The 2560-nt window shown below is 40.7% G+C and carries 3 protein-coding genes; 1 reads left to right on the top strand and 2 read right to left on the bottom strand.

The window, feature by feature from the left end; all coding sequences use genetic code 11:
• Both KH943_RS09810 and fabI read right to left on the bottom strand, forming a co-directional pair.
• Window positions 1-1026: VacB/RNase II family 3'-5' exoribonuclease (locus KH943_RS09810; protein WP_304110406.1), on the bottom strand; the 1026-nt coding region annotated here is incomplete at its 3' end.
• Between the two features lie 86 nt (window positions 1027-1112).
• Window positions 1113-1901 carry an enoyl-ACP reductase FabI gene (gene fabI, locus KH943_RS09805; RefSeq protein WP_304110405.1) on the bottom strand — a complete coding sequence of 263 codons (789 nt, stop codon included), beginning with the start codon at window positions 1899-1901 and terminating at the stop codon, window positions 1113-1115.
• A gap of 243 nt (window positions 1902-2144) precedes the next feature.
• Between fabI and KH943_RS09800 the strand changes: the two genes are divergently transcribed.
• Window positions 2145-2560 (top strand): alanine:cation symporter family protein (locus KH943_RS09800; protein WP_304110404.1); only part of this gene is annotated, 416 nt, incomplete at its 3' end.

Genomic DNA, 2560 nt, shown 5'->3' with positions numbered 1-2560 from the left:
AATCTGCTGTTTCACTTGTTCGTTTTCAGGCTGCCACGCATTTTCCACGCCCTCCAAATAATCTGAAACATGGTCGTAAACCAATTTTGCTTTGCTCTCTACCCACGCAGAAACAAACTTCACCTCTTTGCTGATATTACCCGCTAAATCGGTTTCGATATAACCCACTAATGCAGGGCGTTTCGCATTAGGCACAAGTGAGCAAAGGTCATCCGATAATTCACGTGGTAACATTGGGATGTTAAAGCCTGGCAAATAGTTGGTAAAACAACGTTGGCGAGCCGCTTTTTCAATCGCCGAATTTTCAGGAATATAAGCTGTTGGATCGGCAATAGCTACCACCAAACGCCAGCCCGTTTGTGTGCCATTCTCTTCAATTGGCTGAATAAACAGGGCATCATCCATATCTTGCGTACTTTCGCTGTCGATGGTGGTGAAATAAAGATCGGTTAAATCTTGGCGTGTTAATTCATCATTTAAACTATAACTTTTCTCGGTTGCCACAGGCTCACGCGGTTGTTCGTGGCGAGCCAAGGTTACCCACCACGGGGCGAAATTATCGCTTTCGTGGCAAATAAATTGCGTCACTTGAGCAAAGAAAAAGCGATCATCACGCAATGGATGCGTTTTCAATTGCGCTACAACCCAATCGCCTTCTACTAATTTTTCTTTCACATTCTTATGCGTATTCGCAGGAATGTTATTTTTAATGCTTGGATGATCCACTACAAGCTGTAATTTACCCTCGCGATTGTAGCGAACTTGAGCGATAAAGCGCCCTAACATCGGTTCAATTAAGCTATCAATTTCTACTGAAACCTTATCACCCTCACGTTTTACCACCGCTTTTACGGTATCACCATGCATCACTTTTTTCATTTCCATAGGCGGAATAAAAAAGCTCTCTTTTTCGCATTCTAAAAAGCCGTAAGATTTATCGGTCGCTTTAACGCGTCCTTCTGCATATTCTTTATTAGCTTCCATTTGCTGTTTTAATTGAGCCAAAAGTGGGTTATTTGAAAACATAATTCTCTCTTAATAAAAAGCCCACCCTGTACAAGGGCGGGCAAAAATGGTTAATTTTAGTTCAACTTAAGCAGTTGTTCTGGCAACTATTCCGCACTAATATCACCCATTGCCACGATACTGAAACCTGCATCTACGTGAACCACTTCACCAGTAATACCACCAGCTAAGTCTGAGCATAAGAATGCAGCTGAGTTACCTACATCTTCAATCGTTACAGTACGGCGTAAAGGAGCTGTTTTCTCAAAATTAGACAACATTTTTTTGAAGTCTTTAATACCAGAAGCCGCTAAGGTACGGATTGGGCCTGCTGAAATCGCATTCACACGGATACTTTCTTTACCTAAATCTGCTGCCATCACTCGTGTGCTTGCTTCTAATGATGCTTTTGCTAAACACATTACGTTATAGTTAGGAATTGCACGCTCAGCACCTAAGTATGAAAGGGTTAATAACGCTGAATTAGGGTTTAAAAATGGGCGAGCTGCTTGTGCCATTGCCACAAAACTGTATGCACTGATATCGTGTGCAATGCGGAAGCCTTCACGCGTTGCTGCTGCAACATAGTCGCCATCTAATTGGTCTGCTGGTGCAAAACCAATTGAGTGAACGAAACCGTCAAATTTTTCCCAACGTTGGCTTAATTGTGCGAAACAATCTGTGATGTTTTGATCTTCTGCTACATCCATTGGAAGTACAATGTCTGAACCGAATTCTTTCGCAAACTCTTCTACACGACCTTTTAATTTATCGTTTAAATAAGTGAACGCAAGTTCCGCACCTTCTCGGTGCATCGCTTGTGCAATACCGTATGCGATTGAACGATTGCTTGCTAAACCTGTGATTAAAATACGTTTACCAGTTAAAAAACCCATAATCTTTCCTCTTTAGAAATAAAAAATTTTACAGATTCTACATTCTTGAACCCATTTACGCAATAACTAGCCAGCAAGGTATCGTTATTTTAGAGTATGAGATTGACAACATAAGTACATTCTCTTAGATGTTCTAAAATTATTCACATAATACTTTTTTTTATAAAAAGCATTAAAAAAAGTTTTCAAAATCTAAAAAAAGGTTACAATGCAAACGTTTTCTTTTTTTTACTGAGAGGTCTTATGGATTTTATTGTTTCAGGCTTTGAAGCCATTTTAAACTGGATTGTCAATACATTAGATGGACCAATTTGGGATATAACGATTCTCCTGCTTTTAGGCACAGGTTTATTTTTTACTATCACAACGGGTTTAGTGCAGCTGCGTTTACTTCCAGAAAGTTTACGTGAAATGTGGGGTGGTCGTGCGGCTAATGGAGATTCTTTAACCCCATTTCAAGCCTTTACCACAGGTTTAGCTAGCCGTGTGGGCGTAGGTAACATTGGAGGGGTTGCAACTGCAATCGCATTAGGAGGACCAGGAGCAGTATTTTGGATGTGGATCACTGCGTTAATGGGTATGAGTTCTGCATTTGCGGAATCTTCACTTGCACAGCTTTATAAAACCCGAGATTCAAATGGAATGTTCCGCGGTGGTCC

This window comes from Haemophilus parahaemolyticus (assembly GCF_018373095.1).
Classification (GTDB): domain Bacteria; phylum Pseudomonadota; class Gammaproteobacteria; order Enterobacterales; family Pasteurellaceae; genus Haemophilus_A; species Haemophilus_A parahaemolyticus_A.
This window is presented reverse-complemented; position numbering and strand designations above follow the sequence as displayed.

What these genes read in the sequence shown, in the direction of transcription:
- fabI (WP_304110405.1), bottom strand. Translation starts at nt 1,901, where the DNA reads ATGGGTTTTTTAACTGGTAAACGTATTTTAATCACAGGTTTAGCAAGC.